Source organism: Nonomuraea sp. NPDC049378 (genome assembly GCF_055586745.1).
The window spans coordinates 17112-30708 of the sequence record NZ_JBVJHP010000020.1 but is presented as its reverse complement, the minus strand read 5'-3'; the positions used below and the strand labels follow the sequence as shown (position 1 = coordinate 30708).

11 protein-coding genes and 1 pseudogene are annotated in these 13597 nt (G+C 67.8%); 6 read left to right on the top strand and 6 right to left on the bottom strand.

What is annotated here, in order from left to right; genetic code table 11:
• Nucleotides 1–5 precede the first annotated feature (5 nt).
• Nucleotides 6–191 (top strand): PNPOx family protein, encoded by a 186-nt coding sequence (locus tag ACZ6SA_RS36375; protein WP_465833328.1) that lies wholly within the window; start codon nucleotides 6–8, stop codon nucleotides 189–191.
• 6 nt (nucleotides 192–197) lie between these two features.
• Here ACZ6SA_RS36375 and ACZ6SA_RS36370 read toward each other — a convergent pair whose 3' ends face one another.
• The 3 genes and pseudogenes from ACZ6SA_RS36370 to ACZ6SA_RS36360 all read right to left on the bottom strand — a co-directional run bounded on the left by ACZ6SA_RS36370 (nucleotide 198) and on the right by ACZ6SA_RS36360 (nucleotide 2578).
• A complete protein-coding gene (locus tag ACZ6SA_RS36370) occupies nucleotides 198–1265 on the bottom strand; it encodes an ABC transporter permease (protein ID WP_465833559.1) in 1068 nt (355 codons plus the stop codon).
• A 58-nt stretch (nucleotides 1266–1323) separates the two neighbouring features.
• Nucleotides 1324–1494, bottom strand: a pseudogene (locus ACZ6SA_RS36365) (sporulation protein); the annotation flags it as partial.
• Nucleotides 1495–1699: 205 nt separating this feature from the next.
• Complete coding sequence (locus tag ACZ6SA_RS36360) at nucleotides 1700–2578, bottom strand: ion transporter (protein WP_465833326.1); 879 nt, start codon at nucleotides 2576–2578, stop codon at nucleotides 1700–1702.
• Nucleotides 2579–2946: 368 nt separating this feature from the next.
• Between ACZ6SA_RS36360 and ACZ6SA_RS36355 the strand changes: the two genes are divergently transcribed.
• The 5 genes from ACZ6SA_RS36355 to ACZ6SA_RS36335 all read left to right on the top strand — a co-directional run bounded on the left by ACZ6SA_RS36355 (nucleotide 2947) and on the right by ACZ6SA_RS36335 (nucleotide 7679).
• The gene (locus ACZ6SA_RS36355) at nucleotides 2947–4326 is read left to right on the top strand and encodes a hemolysin family protein (RefSeq protein ID WP_347650793.1); all 1380 of its coding nucleotides are present in this window, start codon (nucleotides 2947–2949) and stop codon (nucleotides 4324–4326) included.
• A complete protein-coding gene (locus tag ACZ6SA_RS36350; RefSeq protein WP_347650795.1) occupies nucleotides 4323–5336 on the top strand; it encodes a hemolysin family protein in 1014 nt (337 codons plus the stop codon). The genes ACZ6SA_RS36355 and ACZ6SA_RS36350 overlap by 4 nt, the downstream gene beginning before the upstream one ends.
• Nucleotides 5337–5659: 323 nt before the next feature.
• A complete protein-coding gene (locus tag ACZ6SA_RS36345; protein WP_465833323.1) occupies nucleotides 5660–6010 on the top strand; it encodes a hypothetical protein in 351 nt (116 codons plus the stop codon).
• A 455-nt stretch (nucleotides 6011–6465) separates the two neighbouring features.
• On the top strand, nucleotides 6466–7092 hold the full coding sequence (locus tag ACZ6SA_RS36340) for a ClpP family protease (RefSeq protein ID WP_347650798.1): 627 nt from the start codon (nucleotides 6466–6468) through the stop codon (nucleotides 7090–7092).
• Complete coding sequence (locus tag ACZ6SA_RS36335) at nucleotides 7089–7679, top strand: ClpP family protease (RefSeq protein ID WP_185101837.1); 591 nt, start codon at nucleotides 7089–7091, stop codon at nucleotides 7677–7679. The genes ACZ6SA_RS36340 and ACZ6SA_RS36335 overlap by 4 nt, the downstream gene beginning before the upstream one ends.
• Before the next feature lie 27 nt (nucleotides 7680–7706).
• Here the strand turns inward: ACZ6SA_RS36335 and ACZ6SA_RS36330 are convergent, their stop codons facing one another.
• The 3 genes from ACZ6SA_RS36330 to ACZ6SA_RS36320 all read right to left on the bottom strand — a co-directional run bounded on the left by ACZ6SA_RS36330 (nucleotide 7707) and on the right by ACZ6SA_RS36320 (nucleotide 13588).
• A complete protein-coding gene (locus ACZ6SA_RS36330) occupies nucleotides 7707–8060 on the bottom strand; it encodes a helix-turn-helix domain-containing protein (protein ID WP_347650799.1) in 354 nt (117 codons plus the stop codon).
• Between the two features lie 386 nt (nucleotides 8061–8446).
• Nucleotides 8447–11863 carry an alginate lyase family protein gene (locus ACZ6SA_RS36325; protein WP_465833320.1) on the bottom strand — a complete coding sequence of 1139 codons (3417 nt, stop codon included), beginning with the start codon at nucleotides 11861–11863 and terminating at the stop codon, nucleotides 8447–8449.
• Nucleotides 11864–11965: 102 nt separating this feature from the next.
• A complete protein-coding gene (locus ACZ6SA_RS36320; RefSeq protein WP_347650803.1) occupies nucleotides 11966–13588 on the bottom strand; it encodes an extracellular solute-binding protein in 1623 nt (540 codons plus the stop codon).
• Between the last annotated feature and the right edge of the window lie 9 nt (nucleotides 13589–13597).

Below are 13597 nucleotides of genomic sequence, written 5' to 3'. Positions count from 1 at the left end.
GTATCATGCTGCTCACCCACACCGGCAGGGTTTCCGGCCTGCCCCGCCAGTCCGTCATCGAGGTCGTCGAGCACGGCTACGTGGCCGCCTCCGGGTTCGACGTCAAGGCCGCAACGTCATGGCCTCCCCGAGGTGACGAACGCGCTGGAGGCATGGCCGAGGAACCTCGCAAGCAGCCCAGGAGGATGTGAAGACCGTCAGCCCTCCCGCAGGTCACGCCGCTGGAAGGCGACGGTCCCCACCGACAGGAGCACTGACGTGAGCGCGCCGAGCCACAGCAACGGACCGACATCCAAGGGCTGGCTCAGCGCCTGCGGGACGTGTGCGAAGGGCGACAGGTTCCTGACCCGGTCGTCCAGTTGGAGTAGCTCGCCGAGCTGGCCGAGCAGGGCGAAGGCCACCAAGGCCGCCCACGCCAGAGCGGTCAGGCGGGACAACAACCCGAACAGGAGCATCGCGATGCCCGCCAGGGTCCACGTAGCCGGCACCTGGACCAGCGCCGCACCGAGCAGGCGCATGGCCTGACGGGCCGGCTCGCCGATCCGCAGGCCGTGTGCGAGCCCGGCCGCCAGTCCGCCCGCGGTGATGATCACAACGCTGCCGCCGAGGGCCATGCCCAGATGGCTCAGGGCCCATCGCCAGCGGACCACGGCCGTGGCCAGGACCGGCTCTGCCCGCAGAGCCGACTCCTCACCCTGCAGTCTCAGCGTCGCCTGCACCGCATAACCGCCGGCAACCAGGCCCATCAGGCTCAGCTCGGCGGCCAGGAACGTGTCGGTCAACGCGCTCGCGCCGCCGACCTGATGAAGTATCGCGGCCAGTTGCGGGTTGTCACCGACGATGTCGCCGACGCTGTAGGCCAGGGCGCCGAACAGCAGCCCCACGACCACGAAGCCGATCCCCCAGCCGAGCAGGCCGCCGCGCTGCAACCGCCATGCCAGCGCCAGCGGGCTCGCGAGATACGCGGCGGCGTCGGGCTTGCCCGGCCGCGCCGGCACGAGTCCGGCGCCGAGGTCGCGCCGCCTGGCAAGCAGCGCCGCCGCGGCAACCAGCGCCAGCCCGGTGACGACGAACAAGGCGAGCACCCACCAGCGCTCGCCGGCGAACGCCCGCACCCGCTGCGCCCAGCCCAGCGGGGACAGCCACGCTAGCGCTTCCACCTTGGCAGCGTCGCCGAGCGCGCGCAGGAGGAAGGCCAGGCCGAGCGCCGCGGCGGCGAGGGCGTTGGTGGTTCGCGCATGAGTGGTGAGCTGGGCGGGGGTCATGGTGCTGGGCGGGCGGGTAGAACTCGATCTCCTGGTAGAACGGCAGCTCCTGGTGCACGTCGTACAGGTGACCGGTTTCCAGGTCGGCGGACCTGAAGTGGAAGCCGAGGTCCAGCATCGCCTGCAGGATGCGCAGTTGAGAGGGCAGCGGCTCGACCGCGACCTCGTCCAGGTCGCCCTTGTCGACGGCCTTGGCGATGGCCAGCTCGGTGCGCACGCCCAGTGCCATGCCGGTCAGGCGCTGGCCGCCGATCTCGCTGATCGGGATCAAGGCGAGGGCCGGGTTCCGGCGGTGAGGTGAATCTTCCCTGGGGGTTGCCCCGAAAGGAGGTGGTTGAGCCGGAAGTACGACGTTTGCTCTCGAGGTCGGTGCCTGGGGGCGGTCCTGGTGGCCATGACCGTGCCCGTAGCGGGAGCGCTGTCGGCGGTGGCGGTCAGGTGGGGCTGGTGGCTGGTGGTGGGTGACCGCCGTTGGCCGGTGATGCTTTGCTGATTGGTTTCGCCGCGGCGCCGGTGGAAGAGGCGGAGGCGGGAGGTTCGCGCGTAAGTAGTTGATCCAGTTTGGCGTTCACGGCGGCCAGTTCCTGCTTGACCTCCTGCAGTTCTGCCTGGGTCTGCGCTTCGACCGGGGATGGCTCGTTCTCGTGCATGGCGTTGACCACGACTGCGATGAAGAGGTTCAGCGCAACGAAGGTGGACATCAGGATGTAGACGATGAAGAAGATCCACCCCCACGGCTTGTGGTCCATCACCTCCTTCGCGATGGTGCCCCACTCGTCACCGGTCATGATCTGGAACAGGGTGAACAGCGAGCGCGGCAACGCGTCGAAACGCTCGGGCACGACCTCGCCGAACAGGATGGTGGCGATCACTGCCGCGATGTAGATCATCAGAGCGAGCAGGCCGATGATGGAGGCCATCCCGGGCACTGCGGCCAGCAGAGTGCCGACCACACGCCGCATGCTCGGCACCGCCGACACCAGTCGCAGTGCCCGCAGGATTCGCAGAGCGCGCAGCACCGAGGCCGGGCCGGAGGCGGGCACCAGCGCGATGGCGACGATGACGGTGTCGAACCAGTTCCACGGGTCGGTGAAGAAGGTGCGGCGATAGGCATACAACCGGGCGGCGATCTCGGTGGCGAAGACGGCCAGCGCGATCCGGTCGACGGCGTGCAGCACGCCGCCGGCGCGCTCCATCAGATAGGAACTGGTCTCCATGCCGATGGTGACGCTGTTGATCACGATGATGGCAATGATCGTCCGCTGTACGAGCCGGTGTTCCAGGACGGCGCGAACGCGTTGTTGTCCCGTCAACTGCGGTAGCTCCCCTGCTCTAAGGACCACGATCCATGATCATCGTAGGCGTGGGTGGCAGGGGCCGATAGCGGGGTAGCCGTGAGGCATCGACACATCCGGCACTTTGCGGACTCCTCACCCGTTACCTGGGATGATGTGCCCCGGTTGTGGCTGGCGTGCGCCGATCAGCTGACGTCCATCCAGCGCAGGCGGGCGGGCCTGCCCGCCTGCACCGCTCACATCGGTCGCCCGCTGGTCAAGGACACGAAGGGAATGGTGGTGGCGTCCGTGTCAACGGACCCGAGCAGGCCGATCACGTACAGCTTCCGCGCGCGCGGGCAGCGATGCCCGGCCCGTGAGCGACGGCAATGCCGGAGGTGGGAGCGATGAGCGTGGCGCTCGGCCTGCTGGCCATCCTCCTGCTCACGTTGGCTACCGGCTACTTCGTCGCGCAGGAGTTCGCCTACGTCAGCGCCGACCGGATTGCCCTGTCACAGCAGGCCGCCGCAGGCGACAAGAAGGCAGTCAAGGCCGTTGAGGTGATGGAGCGGCTGTCGTTCATGTTGTCCGGCGCGCAGCTAGGCATCACCGTCACCGCGCTGGTGGTCGGCTTCATCGCCAGACCCGCTCTGGCCGAGATCATCGCCCCCGCGCTGACGGCGTTCGGCATGCCGCAAGGAGCGGTGGATGCGGTGGCGCTGGTGATCGGCTTCGCCCTGGCCACCATCATCCAGATGGTGCTCGGCGAGCTGGCCCCCAAGAACCTTGCCCTGGCCCGGCCCGAGCCCCTGGCCCGGGCGCTGGCCTCCTCCACCTTGATCTATCTCAAGGTCGCCGGGCCTGTCATCAAGCTTTTCGACACCGCGGCCAACAAGCTGCTGCGAGCCGTCGGCATCGAACCGGTCGAAGAGCTGCACCACGGCGCAACCCTGGAAGAGCTCGGCCACATCATCGGCGAGTCCGAGGCCCACGGCCACCTGCCCGGCAGCCAGGCCGACGTACTGGAACGCGCCCTGGCCTTCTCCGAGCACACCGCCGAAGAAGTCATGGTGCCGCGCGTGGAGGTGATCGCCGTCGCCGCCTCGGCCACCGTCGCCGAGCTGGACGAGCTCGTCGCCACGCATGGCCACACCCACTACCCGGTGCTCGGCGCCACTCTGAACGATGTGGTGGGGGTGGTCAGCCTGCGCGATGTAGCCGCCGTACCGCCCGCGGAGGCGGCCACCACCCGCATGGCCGAAATCACCCGTCACGTGCTGATCGTGCCGTTCTCGGTGTCCCTGCCGGATCTAGCCGGCCAGCTGCACGACCGAGGTGAGGAAGTGGCCTGCGTGGTCGACGAGCACGGCGGCCTGGCCGGCCTGGTCACCTGGGAAGATGTGGCCGAAGAACTGGTGGGTGAGATCGCCGACGAGAACGACGCCGAGGCGCCGCGCGTGCTCCGGCGCGGCGACGAATGGGAGCTGGACGCCGCCTTGCGCATCGACGAGATCGCTTTGGAGACCGATCTGCACCTGCCGGACGAAGACGAGTACGACACTCTTGCCGGGCTCATCCTGCACCGGCTCGGCCGCTTCGCCGTCCCCGGCGACGTCATCACCGCCGATCTTCCGGCAACCCTCGATCCCCACGCGCCCACACAAACGCGGATCGAAGTGTTGACGCTGGACAGACACGTCCCTGAACGCGTCCGCCTCACCCCCCATCGGCCCGACAGCCCTGATCCCAACGGTCGAGACGGCCACGATGGCGAGGAGCAGCCGTGAACCTGTCCATCGGCCTGGCTCTGACCCTTGTCTTGCTGGTCGGCAACGGCTTCTTCGTCGCGGCCGAGTTCGCTCTGGTCGCCGCCAAGCGCCACCGATTGGAGAAGGCCGCCGCCCAGGGCAGCAGGGCCGCCGCTGCGGCACTGTCAGGGATCAAGGAACTGTCGCTGATGCTGGCCGGCGCCCAGCTCGGCATCACGCTGTGCTCGCTCGGCCTGGGCGTGGTCTCCGAACCGCTGATCGCCGGGACGCTCACCCCGCTCTTCCACGCCGTCGGACTCCCGGAGGCCGCCGCGCATGCGGTCGCGTTCGTCATCGCGCTGGCCATCGTGACATTCCTGCACATGGTGCTGGGCGAGATGGCGCCGAAATCCTGGGCGATCGCCCACCCCGAACGCTCGGCGACCCTGCTGGCGCTGCCGTTCCGCGGCTTCACCCTGCTCGTGCGCCCGCTGATCAGCGTTCTGAACGCCGTCAGCAACGGGCTCCTGCGGCTGGTCAAGGTGCACCCGCGCGAGGAAGGCGCCAACCCGCGCACCCCGGAGCAACTGCAGCACCTGGTAGCCGAATCCCGCCGGCTCGGCCTGATCGAAGCCGACGATCACGCCGTGCTCAGCCAGGCCCTGCGCGCCCCAGGCGCCGACATCACCGCGCTGATCATTCCGCCGGAGCGGATCGACACGGTGCCCGCCACCGCCACCAGCCAAGAGGTGATCGATGCCTGCCTGCGCGTCCAACGCTCACGCCTGATCGTCGGCACCCCCACCGACCCGGTAGGCGTCGTGCACATTCGGGACGCCTACCTCGCACGCCGCCGCGACACCGCCACCGCTGCCGGGGGCCTCGCCTACCGAATCCCCACTCTGCCCGCTGTCGCCTCCGTCTCCGACGCGGTCACCCAACTGCGCGCCGCCCGTAGCCAGATCGCCCTCATCCGCGCCGACGACGGCACCACCGCAGGCATCGTCAGCCTCGACGACCTGCTCACCACCCTGCTCGTTCCCACGTGAGCACGCGCTGCCCTGCCGCCATGCGCCTGTCCCCAACTGACGGAAGCGAGATCAGAACGCCAGCAGACTCATAGCGTTCAACAACCACGCCAGCACGGCGGGAAGGCAGGTCAGCACCCGCCCGGATCCACCCTCAAGGCAGGTTCAACGACGGAGCCTGCCTCCACAGTGATGACCCCTAAGCCACCGCTTGCCGGGCTCGTCCAAACCCGACGCCACCGACGCCGCGGACGAGATCAGCGGCAGCTTGGCGGCGGCGTGGAACAACGCGGCCGCCCCTGCGGCCCCGCTTGCCGGCACCCCGGGAATCGCCGGTGCCGTCCGTGGCAGGACAGCCAGGAGCCGACCTGCTTCCGGGTGCCTGCTGCCCCGACTCCTTCATGGAGGTCGCCGCCCATCATGTCCAGCAGGACATACCGAGCGTCAATTACCCCATAGCGGTCAAGCGCCGCAAGCGCGTAGTCGACCGCCCGCCACACCCGATCCCCTTCAACCTCCGCATCCAGCCACCAGCGGGCATGCGGCCCCAACAGAGGAAGGTCACGCACCGCCTGCCACAACACCTCGGCATCACCGCGCTCAGCCACGACCTCTACAACACTGAGCCGTCCGGCAGGGGACGCCTCAGCCGCAGCCCGCAACAGTTCGGGGAGCCGATCAACCATCCTGCGTGAGCCCGGTACGAGATCCTCGATCCGCCACCGCCGCAGCAGCTCCGGCACCTCCTCCGCCGGGGCTGTAGCGATCCGGTGCAGTACCTCAGCCGCGCTCAAGTCCCTGGTGATCGGCAGCGGCAACCCCTCCGCCAGCTCTTTGCGAGCGTGTTCGCCTAGCTCCGTGACCACCAACCGGTCGTCGACTGCTGCGCGCATGCGCCTGCCTGGGCATCAAGCTGATCCACTCCACCCCGCACCGCCCGCGGGGCAAGGGCAAGATCGAAAGGTTTTGGCGCTTCTGGTAATCGCCGCGCGAGGCCGGACAAGCTGGAGGCGGGCCGGCAGCCGGACCGCGCTCCCCGAACCGGCCGGTAACCGCGTTGTCCCTGCTCAGGAGCTCTCGCTGCTCAGAGCAGATCTGCCCCAGGCAGATCGTGTCGACGCCGGTCCGGATCGCCTCGCAAGATGGACGCATGAGCGAAGAATCGAAACTTCCGCTATTCAACCCACAAATGAGACGCGAACTCTATGAGCAGCGTGTTCTCGTTCTCGACGGCCCTCTCGACGACGAAAATGGCACACTGCTGGCCACCCAGCTGATGGCACTCGCCACGCAGGATGCGTCGTCCGATATCGCCTTGTGGATTCATTCCCCAGGTGGCTCGGTCCCGTCGATGCTTGCGATCCGCGACATCATGTGCCTCATTCCCTGTGACGTATCGACCCTCGTCCTGGGGATCGCTTACAGTGCCGGGCAGTTCTTGCTGTCCTCGGGGGCCCGTGGGAAGCGCCGCGCTCTACCGCACTCACGAGTCCTGATGCACCAGGGCTCGGCGGGAATCGGTGGCACCGCGGTCGACATCGAACTGCAGGCCGGCGACCTTCGGCATACGCGCGACACGGTGCTCGGTCTGATTGCCGAGGACACAGGTCAGCCTGTCGAGCGCATATTCGAGGATTCGCTGCACGATCGTTGGTACACGGCACAGGAAGCACTGGACTACGGCTTCATCGACGCCATCGTGCAGAACTTCGACGAAATCGCGCCACAAAACCGCCCACGGCTCGGATTCGGCATCACCCAAGGAGTCGGCCAGTGACCACATATACGATCCCGAACGTCATCGCCTCGAACCCTCGTGGCGAGCGGATCATGGATGTCTACTCGCACCTGCTCACCGAGCGGATCGTCTACCTGGGCACCGCAATCGACGCGGGCGTCGCGAATGCTCTCATCGCGCAGCTGATTTTTCTGGAATCAGACAACCCCGAGGCGGAGATCCAGTTTTATATCAACTGCGAAGGCGGAGACCCGAGCGCGATGCTCGCGATCTACGACACTATGCGCCATATCCGCCCGCGGGTTTCGACGACCTGTGTGGGACAGGCCGTCGCGGTGGGTGCCGTACTTCTCGCCGCGGGCGCCGAAGGCAAACGTGCCGCTCTCCCACACGCACGGATCATCCTGCACCAGCCGGCAGCCCAGGGGCGCGGAGCGATCCCCGATCTCATCCTGCAGGCCGACGAGGTCGTACGTGTCCGGGCGGACATCGAGCGCATACTTTCACGGCACACCGGCCAGACGGTCGAGACCCTGCGCGCCGACACCGATCACGATCGCGTGTTCACCGCTACCGCGGCCTTGGAGTACGGGCTCCTCGATCAGATCATCGAGGAGCGTTCATAGGCCCGTGGACAACCCCGGCAAGCCGCGCTACGCGGCCAGAGCATACGCCGCCGAGCAGGTGGCACCTCTCGACGCGCCCTGCTGAGCAGGCCGCAAACTCTCGGCAACGGCAAGGGTCAGATCGACCAGGGTCACATCCAGCGCGCCGGCGACCGCGGCGATCATTTCGCTCGACGGCTCCTTGACGCCTCGTTCGATCTCGGAGAGATATTGCGGCGAGACTCCGGCGCGGCTTGCCGTCTCGCTCAACTTCTCGCCCCGCTCATGGCGAAGCCCTCTCAAGCACTCACCGAGCACCTGCCGCCACAGCGGCTCGCGAGCCGGAGACGGCTCGGGGGCGGTCCGATTGATCGCTAGACGCGACGGCATGGATGAGGCCATACCTCACCATAGGTCGATGGCGCGTTCGAGTTCTGCCGGCTTCGCGCAGAGCAGAACGTCTCCGCTTACCCATGCCCAGCCTCAGGCCATTCGCGCGCTCACCGAGCGGTCGTCGTGGCGGCGACCACTCGGTGAAGCCGAAGACCAGCCACGTGAGCACCGCTTGCGCAGGTGGTGTTCCTTCATTCTGACCGGCGCGGCAAAGTCCTGCAGCTCCTGAGCGCCCAGCCCTGGCGGGCCTGGAGAGGAAGCGAACTGGCCGCCATCCTCGGCATCGAGAACGTCAACGGCTTCCGCGGCCAACTATCCCAATGGTCCCACCAGGGCTACGTCAACAAGATCTACGGGCCATGCCCGCCACGACTCAAGCCTTAGTCAGCAGGCTCTCAGTCGTGGTGGTCCCAGCGGTTGCCGGCGCCGGGGGCACTTGGCCGCAGGTGCTCCCGCCCTCCGCAGAACCCAGCGACAGTGACGTTCTCGAACGAGCTCTCCGTGGATGCGTAGAGCCCGACGCCGCCGCTGCGGACAACGGTGTCGCGGCCCTTCAGGACCTGAACGCCGTTCAACGTCACGGTGATGCGGTCGCCGTGAATCGCCGCACCCAGTCGCACGGGACCTGTCAACGGGTTGCTGATGGATGCCGTGGCCACTGTGACGGGACCCGACGCGTGAGCCTCGCGGATGATGCTCGCGTACTGGGTTCCGTTGCTCGTCTTGCCGACGTGGATCCGATATCCGTACGCGTCCGTGGTGTCTCGCAGCGAGATTCCTGCGTTACCGACGGATCCGTCGATCGTGACCGTGGTCTCCACGACATAGTCGCACGCCTCGGAGAAGCGCGCCGGCAGTGTCGAGTCGGCCAGTACGTGCGCCCGGCCACCGGCAGGCGTGAGGCGCAACTTGCCCGAGGCGACGGACACGGACCCTGTTATTCCTCGCCAACCGGCCTGATCGAGCCCTTCCCTGATCACGATGTTGTCGAAGGTCGCGGCCCGCCGATGGGTGAAGGCGGCGGCACCACCCGTCGGCAGCTGTCCGTCGTCCGCGGAGATCGACGTATCGCCGACTTTGGCGCTCAGATGCTTCCCGATCGCGGATACGACCAGCTTGTGCGGGACGTTGGCGCCGCTCGGCAGTGCGGTCTCCGCGAGAACCGTGGTCGTCGAGTTGTATATCTTCACGAGCTTCAGCGTCGCTCCCGACGTGGAGTTGAGCACTTCGGCCCGGTAGTAGTTGCGGGAATCGTGGTAGCGGAACGCGAGACCGGTACGGGCCGTCGTCTGGCCGCGTGCCCCGGGAACGATGTCCGCGGCCATGACCACGTCATCGGGTACGTCCTGCAGCGCCGCGAACGACACCATGTCCGCAGTCGAGGTCTGTGCCAGCTGTGTGTCCGGCTGTGCGCCGGTCAGCGCCCAGGTCCCCTGGACCGGCGTCCAGCCGCCGAAGGATCCGTTGAAGTCATGGACGGTGCGGTCCAGGCCGGCATCGTCGAACTCGTCGTCGAGCACGGGTGCCGGGGCAAAGTGTTCCTCGAGTGACACGGTGATGAGGTCGCCCGCGCGGGTGAAGGTGACCGGGGTGTCGTTGACCGTCACCGCGTTCGCGTTCGGCGCGTTGATGGAGAGCGTGCCGGTGAACGGGTCCCCAAGCGAGATCCGGGCGGTCGCGCCGCGCAGTTCCACACTGGCATCGGACACCGGCGCGGATGCGCTGATGACGGTGTTGCCTTGGTCGATCAGCGACGACCCTCTGGTCAGCGCGTACCTGGTGAGCCCGCCACCCGAAGCACGCTCGAGGTAGGCGGTCTCGGCGTTGGTCGTGGCGGCCCCGAACGCCCTCGACGAGGGAGTCGCCTCGCGCGAAAGGTAGAAGCGTCCGGTCGCGTCCGGCAGGGCGATCTCCATCGCCGTCGCCACGGAGTGACTCACCCCGGGCATGGCGATGCGCTTCGCCGTCACCGAGGGCGCCGCGCCGGCCCTGCCGGGAACCACGACCGTGTCCAGTCCCGTCGGCCCGGTGGAGGACCAGTCGTACGACAGGTAGTCGACGTCGGTGAGTACCTGCTCGCCGACGCGTACGGCGCCCTTCTTGTGGACCTTGGGGGTTACCGCGGCGCCGGCCGTCGCCACCGGGATGAGCTGCACGCCGGCGACGGGTGCGGCTCCGGGCACGGTGTCGAACCCGACCGTGGCGACCTTCGTCGTCCGATTGACGGTCACCGGATCACCGGGGAAGTGCCAGAGCTGCCGGTATTTGTGCGCGGCGGTGTCACCGGTGAGGTCGTCGGAGACCACCCAGAAGCCGGGCTTGACGAAGTAGACCGCGCGATCGTGCGCGACCGGCCGGTAGCCCATCGCCGCACCTCGGTAGATGTCGAGGCCCGCGTTCGAGCGCCACAGCGACGTTGTGCGGGGGACGCCGGCGGTCTGCGAGCGTCCGTCGACCTCGATGGTGTTGTGCGCTTCGGTGGTACGGCGCATCCAGTCGTTCGTCGGAGTCGCGCTGTAGTCCCCCACCCCGGGGTCGACGATCAGCGGACGCCCGTACGCCGCCATCACCAGGCTGAGGTCGTCCGGATGCCGATGCGAGGCGGTGTAACTGGAATTCTGGTTGTTGATCAGCATGTACCGGGCATCGGCGTCCCACCCGGAACGCTGAACCGCGAAGCTGATCGGAAACACCGTGGACGACAGCGTCGGGGCGGTCCCCTCCGTTCGGCCGGAGGCGACCCAGGTGAAATCGGGCCAGGAGTTGCGTACACCGCTCCTGCGAATGGCCGACGTACCCGCGTAGTTGTTCGGCGTGTCGCCGATCGCCGCGGGTTCGAGATTCGGCTGACGGGTCGCGAACAGCGAATCCGCGATCCAGTCGGCCCCCTGGACGAGCGAATCAGGAACGGTTCGCCCGTTGGCATCCGCGACTGCTATGACGGAGTTGAGCATATCCGCCACGTATGCCTGATAGTTGAACGCCGGCTCGCGGTACACACCGTCGCCCTTCACGTGCGCGCGCAGGAACCGCTCGGCCGAGCGCACCGCGAACCACTCCCAGCCAGACGATGACGAGAACTCGGGCAGAAACACGGCTGCCGCGTGGACGGAGCGGGCCATCGACATGTACCAGTTGTTTCCGACATGTATCTGCATCACGCCGGCGAGGTAGTCCGTCGTGGCGTGCACGCCGGACAGGTACGCCACGAGATCGCTCGCGTCGATGCCAGGATCGGTCCGGAACACGGAAAACGCGCCGACCAGCTGGGCGAGCCGCTTGGCTGCCGACAGGTTGCGGCCCTGCGGCCAGCTCTGATTGTCGGCGAAGAAGTCCAGCGAGATGTCCATCCACGCCGCCGCGTACGCCGCACGCTTCGCCGGGTCGCCCTCGGACACGTAGGCGTAGGTCAGTTTGGGCATGAACGTGAAGTCGCTCATCAAGGTCTGCGCGCTGCCCGGGGTGGTCTGCGTCCCGCCCCAGAGGTCCTGCCAGTCGATGTCGATCCGCTGCTCGGCGCTGTTGTAGAAGTCGCGGGTCTCGGCGCCGAACCGGAAGATCCCCGCCGCGAGCTCGTCGGGGCCCGAGTCGCCACCGCCCAGGCCCTCGGCCGGAGCCGGGTAGTGGACGTCGGCGCGGCCCGCGTAATACACCTTGAGCTCGCTCGCGGCGCCCTGTTCATCACCGGCGGCCAGCTTGGCCGCCACCGCGCCGAGCCCCGGGCGCGTCAGGTCGAGCAGCCCGCCGAGATCCGACATGTCGGCGACGGCGGCACTGCCCGGCGACAGAAACGCCGCCACCAGAGCCGGCACGACCGCCGCACGGACCCGACCACGCGTGTACCAACGTAACTTGCTCCGTCTCACCACTGTCCTCTCCCTGATGCCGTGAGAGTGTCAGCCGAGTCCAGCGCGTCAACCACCCGCCTGCTCCTCGAACTCGGCCTTGATCTTGTTGCCCACCCGGTCCATGAACTTCGTGATGGCCGGCTGCCACGCCGAGACGGGCTTGTTCCCCAGCTGGATCTCCAGCAGCACCGAGTCGAGTTCCTGCTGCTCGCTGGCAGCCTTGCTGGCGGCGGTCTCCGAGTACAGCCCGAGGGTCGGGTCCGCGACGGCGAGCGGGACGCCGGCGACCTGGTGGTCGTGCTGGTCCTGCACGGCCTGGCGGTTGCCCGGCTCGTAGATGACGGGCGCTGCCTCGGCGAGGTACCGCACCGGCAGGAATATCTGGCTGCGCCCGCCCTCGGTGAGGGTCGGGTCGGAGCCGTTGCGGTTGAACGTCTGGCCCTCGACGCCGTACCGGAGGGCCAGGTACTCGCTGCTGCCGAAGGGTGCGCACAACCAGTCGAGGACCTTGAGGATCTGCTTGATCCGGTCGGCGTTGTCGGTCTTGGCGATGGCGGTGAAGCTGGACAGGGTCGGACCGGGCGTGCGTACCTGCGTCCCTGTGCCGTCGCGGGTGGGCGAGAGCATGCCGGTCAGGCGGAAGTCGGGGACGTCTTTCGCCTGGCCGTAAAACTTGCCCCACCCGGCGTACCCGCCGATGGTGAACGAGGTCGTGCCGGCCAGCATCCACCCGTTGCGCTTGGTGTTGGGCGCGCCCGCGTGGTCGGGATGCATCACCCCCGACTTCACCAGCTCGACGGTGTCCTCGAGGGCCTGCGTGAACTGCGGTGTCGTCCCGGAGTGGGTGAAGACGCCACCTTCGACCTGCCAGGCGCCGGCGCCGCCGGGCCAGTTGCCGGTGATCCCGTTCATCTCAAGGATCGTGGTGAACGGGATCTGCCCGAACGCCCACCGACCGGCCCGCTCGTCGGTCAGCGCGCCCGCCATCTGCTTGAACTCGTCCCACGACTTGGGCTGGAGGCCAAGTCCTGCCTTGGCCAGCAGGTCGGCCCGGGTGTACAGCACAGTGCCGATCCGCGCCCGCGGCACGGGGATGCCCCAGATCCGCCCGTCGTAGACGGTGCCGCGCCAGGCATCGGTGGGCAGGGCGGCGAGGTTCGGATAGGCGAGGACCGCGTCCCCGGACAGGTACTCGGTGAGGTCGGTGAACGTCGCCTTCAGCATGGCCGGCATCTGCTGGACAACGCCCTGGACAGCCACTATGTCGGGCAGATCGCCACCGGCGATGGTCGTGGCGACCTTGCTCTTGTAGTCCGCCGAGGCGACGTACGTGATCTTCAGTTCGGTGCCGACTTTGTCGTTGAGGTTCTGCCAGTAGGGGTTCGAGCCGAGCGCGGGGGCGATCGGGTCGTAGGTGTACGTCAGTGCCGTGACGGCTTCGCCCCGCACCGGTTGTGATGCGGCGCTGGAGGTGGCCGGGTAGGTGAAGTATCCCGGCGACACCCCGGCCGGCTCGGCGGCCAGGTCGGGCGTGACCGCGGTGACGGGCTTGTAGGTGGGCAGCTTGAGCGACCCGGTCGAGATGTTCGGCGAACTCGGGCTGCCGTCGCCGCAGGCCCCGAGCAGCGGGGCCAGCCCCGTTGCCGCGCCGAGTGCCAGGACGTGGCGGCGGCTGAAGGTGGGTGCCACGACGTCTCC

What these genes read in the sequence shown, in the direction of transcription:
- ACZ6SA_RS36375 (WP_465833328.1), top strand. Translation starts at nt 6, where the DNA reads ATGCTGCTCACCCACACCGGCAGGGTTTCCGGCCTGCCCCGCCAGTCC.
- ACZ6SA_RS36370 (WP_465833559.1), bottom strand. Translation starts at nt 1,265, where the DNA reads ATGACCCCCGCCCAGCTCACCACTCATGCGCGAACCACCAACGCCCTC.
- ACZ6SA_RS36355 (WP_347650793.1), top strand. Translation starts at nt 2,947, where the DNA reads ATGAGCGTGGCGCTCGGCCTGCTGGCCATCCTCCTGCTCACGTTGGCT.
- ACZ6SA_RS36340 (WP_347650798.1), top strand. Translation starts at nt 6,466, where the DNA reads ATGAGCGAAGAATCGAAACTTCCGCTATTCAACCCACAAATGAGACGC.
- ACZ6SA_RS36330 (WP_347650799.1), bottom strand. Translation starts at nt 8,060, where the DNA reads ATGGCCTCATCCATGCCGTCGCGTCTAGCGATCAATCGGACCGCCCCC.